Source organism: Spiroplasma endosymbiont of Megaselia nigra (assembly GCF_003987485.1).
Taxonomy (GTDB): Bacteria; Bacillota_I; Bacilli_A; order Mycoplasmatales; family Mycoplasmataceae; genus Spiroplasma.
Genome location: NZ_RCOO01000293.1, coordinates 1 through 953, shown reverse-complemented (window position 1 = coordinate 953; position 953 = coordinate 1). Strand labels below are relative to the sequence as shown.

Here is a 953-nt window from a genome sequence, read left to right as displayed (position 1 = left end):
CAAATATGAAATGAAATAAATAAAAATTGAACCGAATGAAGTAATGATAAAAATAAAATACAATATAAATATGTTTATCGTTGAAATTCAAATACACAAAAACCTAGTTTGATTTTAGATGAAAACGGTAATATAAAAATTAAATAAGAACAGACAAATATAAAAAGTCATTTTATTTGAAACTGTGCACTTTTTATATTATCTATTCTTATTTTAATGTTTAATATTTCCGTTATTATCAATTTCTGGTGTATTTGGTTCACCATCACCATCTCAACGATAAACTGATTTAAAGTAAGAACCATTATCATCTGTTCAATGTGTCACATATTTAACAAACCCCGAATCATTTGTAATATATAAATCTCTTCCCATACCTAAATCAGTTTTCTGTAATTGTCGATTATTAGAATTATCAATTTTGATAGTTGTTTCATTATTTTTAAATTTAATAATACGCCAATCAGTATTTTTATCACTATGCCAAACAGCAAAATATCATTTATTATCTACTTGATTAAATGGTTTTTCTTGTGGTGATATTCATTCTAAATTGTCTCTAATTTGTTGGTTATCAGTATTTATTTTATTTTTTTCTTTTAGTTCTTTTAATTCTTCTTTAGTGTATTGTGGTGCATTACAAGAAACTAAACTTGTTGTACTTGTTGTTATTAAGGTGATTGTTTCTAAAATACTTAATATTTTTTTCAATTTTATAAGTTCCTTTCTTTTACAGTTTAATAATTTAATTAAAAATGGAAATAAATCATAATTTATTTCCATAAATAGTTTTTTTTTTTTATAAATAAATAAAAATAAATTATCTATAATTCTAAGTGTCCGTTAGAAGAAAAATCGGGCCCAGGTAATGAGCTAGTTCCCAAACCTGATCTATTTCATACAACAGTTAATGTACCCTCAAAAGAATTATTTGGTGAAAAATATATAGTAGC

General features: G+C 23.5%; 1 protein-coding gene. It reads right to left on the bottom strand.

Annotated elements, in window-relative coordinates:
• Window positions 1-213: 213 nt before the first annotated feature.
• Window positions 214-711 carry a lipoprotein gene (locus tag D9R21_RS06725; RefSeq protein ID WP_126821564.1) on the bottom strand — a complete coding sequence of 166 codons (498 nt, stop codon included), beginning with the start codon at window positions 709-711 and terminating at the stop codon, window positions 214-216.
• Window positions 712-953 lie beyond the last annotated feature (242 nt).